Annotated in this window: 1 protein-coding gene; it reads right to left on the bottom strand. The window is 75.4% G+C overall.

The genetic code is table 11. From position 1 onward, the window contains the following. Nucleotides 1-223: 223 nt before the first annotated feature. Nucleotides 224-696: PucR family transcriptional regulator (locus tag KN815_RS41015; protein WP_216346875.1), on the bottom strand; the 473-nt coding region annotated here is incomplete at its 5' end.

The raw sequence follows: 696 nt of genomic DNA, 5'->3' as shown, positions 1-696 counted from the left end.
GATGACCGGAATGGGGTGACCGAAGCGGACGCGGTCGGCTCGTTGGGCTCGAGTTGCGGCGGTCGGCTCGTAGCGGTCGGGCTTGTGGCGGTCGGCTCGTAGTGGTCGGGCTCGTGGCAGTCGGGCTCGTGGTAGTCGGGCTCGTGGCAGTCGGGCTCGTGGTAGTCGGGCTTGTGGCGGTCGCTTCGGGGTGCGGGTGCACGCCTCGGGCCGAGGCACCGCCTCAGGCCGAGGAGCCGGCGGCCGTGGCCTTGAGGGCGAGCCACAGCTCCATGCGGACGTCCGGATCGTCCAGGGAGCGGCCCAGGATCTCCTCGACGCGGCGCATCCGGTAGCGCAGGGTGTGCCGGTGGACGCCGAGGTCGGCGGCGGCCGCGTCCCACTGGCCGTGCCGGGAGAGCCAGGCGCGCAGCGAGGCGACCAGATCGCCCCGGCCGGTGGCGTCGTGCTCGTGCAGGGCGCGCAGCATGCCGTCGGCGAACGCCCTTACGGCGTCGTCGGCGAGCAGGGGCAGCACGGAACCCGCCGCGACCTGCTCGTGCTCGACCAGCATCCGGCCACGGCGGCGCGCCACCGACAGCGCCTGCTCGGCCTGGCGGTAGGCGGCAGCGGCGGCGATGGGGCCCGCGGGGGCGGACAGCCCGATGACCAGCTCGTCGCCGTGGGGCGCGGTGGCGGCCGTACGGTCGCGGGGGC

Source organism: Streptomyces niphimycinicus (assembly GCF_018883605.1).
Taxonomy (GTDB): Bacteria; Actinomycetota; Actinomycetes; order Streptomycetales; family Streptomycetaceae; genus Streptomyces; species Streptomyces niphimycinicus.
The sequence above is the reverse complement of the archived record's forward strand: the minus strand, read 5'-3'. Positions and strand labels throughout refer to the sequence as shown.